Raw genomic sequence first — 1,088 nt, forward strand, 5'->3', positions numbered from 1 at the left:
CACCGGTGCCGACGGCGTCGCCGCCGGTTCCGGCCCGACTGCCCCGCCGGCCCCCGCCGCGGGGCAGTCGCCCCTTCCGTCACGCCGGCCGGCCCCGTGTCCGGCGGTGTGGCGGAAACTCGTGTGCGTGTTCGGATGCGGGGTCCCTCACTCCCCGCCGCACCGAGTCATCGGTGCTCTCGGCGGATGCTCACGCCGGCTCGCAGCCGGCTGCTCTGGCCCAGTCCGAAGGTCCGGTAGGGCGCCTCTTTGTCGACGTCGTCGTCCTGGAAGTAATCCGTGTTCACCATGGGCAATATCGGACCACGCACCAGGCGGGACCCCTCCCCGGCGATCCGAAGTACGCTGCTGCTCGGGCTTCATCCACGCCCGCCGATCGACCGACCACCGCACCGACCACCGAAGCACCCACCGACCGAAAAACCATCCGACCGAAGAGCCGACCGAACAGCCGCCGCCGCCCAGCCATCCGGGCCGGGCCGCGCCGAGGAAATGGGCCACGATGCAGATACGGGACTTCATCCCGCAGGTCCTGCCGCAGAACCTGCCGAGCCTGGCCGGCGGGGTGCCGCCCGCGCCGGCCGGCACGATCTTCGTGAAGGCCGGCCCCAGCGGCTTCGCGGTCCCGCCGCGCAAGTTCACGCTGCACTTCGGGCGCGCCGAGCTCGACGTGCACGTGGTGATCGGCGGCGACGACGAGTTCGTCAGCCGCCTGGCCGGCGTCTTCACCTGCGACGGCGACGAGTGGTGGCTGCGCAACGAGGGCCGGCGCCCGATCCTGGTGCCCGGCATCGAGCCCGTCCTGCGGCACCACGAGGTCTCCGTCGGCCCCGGCTACACCCCGCTGACCATCGAGACCCCGAACCGCCGCACCCACCTGCTGGAGGTGCACATCGTGGGCAGCCCCAGCCACCAGCACCGCGACGTCGGCCAGGCCCGCACCCTGACCTCCGACGTCACCGACCTGTCACCGGTCGAGCGGATGATGCTGATCGCTCTGGGGCAGCGCTACCTACGCCGCGAGCCCTACCCGGCCCCGGTGACCTGGAAGCAGGCCGCCGACGACCTGAACGAGGCCCAGCCCAACC

At 72.2% G+C, this 1,088-nt stretch carries 2 protein-coding genes; one reads left to right on the top strand and one right to left on the bottom strand.

Annotated elements, in window-relative coordinates:
* Nucleotides 1–167 precede the first annotated feature (167 nt).
* On the bottom strand, nucleotides 168–290 hold the full coding sequence (locus GWK61_RS59150; RefSeq protein ID WP_267254616.1) for a hypothetical protein: 123 nt from the start codon (nucleotides 288–290) through the stop codon (nucleotides 168–170).
* A 212-nt stretch (nucleotides 291–502) separates the two neighbouring features.
* Here GWK61_RS59150 and GWK61_RS54730 point away from each other — a divergent pair.
* On the top strand, nucleotides 503–1,088 hold a 586-nt coding region (locus GWK61_RS54730), incomplete at its 3' end, for an FHA domain-containing protein (RefSeq protein WP_194922316.1).

Origin of the sequence: Catenulispora rubra (assembly GCF_015356825.1) — a bacterium.
Taxonomy (GTDB): Bacteria; Actinomycetota; Actinomycetes; order Streptomycetales; family Catenulisporaceae; genus Catenulispora; species Catenulispora rubra.

Excerpts from the sequence above, each read along its gene's own strand:
- GWK61_RS59150 (WP_267254616.1), bottom strand. The coding sequence starts at position 290 with ATGGTGAACACGGATTACTTCCAGGACGACGACGTCGACAAAGAGGCG.